Here is a 239-nt window from a genome sequence, read left to right as displayed (position 1 = left end):
TAATACATACTATATGAAAAATAATACAAAAATAATAAATTTTATGACATTTTCTTTTAATAAATGTTGATGCATAAAGTTATTACAATAAACAGTTGACAATGAACAATTGTGGTTAAAAACCATTAGCTTTCTAAAAGTATATATTTTAAAATTCATATAGGACTTCTATCCTTCACTTTCAACTAAAATATACTATAAATAAAATGTTATTTTTTAATATAGATTTATATATGCAA

Origin of the sequence: Clostridium sp. ZBS2 (assembly GCF_023845855.1) — a bacterium.
Taxonomy (GTDB): Bacteria; Bacillota; Clostridia; order Clostridiales; family Clostridiaceae; genus Clostridium; species Clostridium aquiflavi.
Note: the sequence above shows the minus strand (reverse complement) of the source record.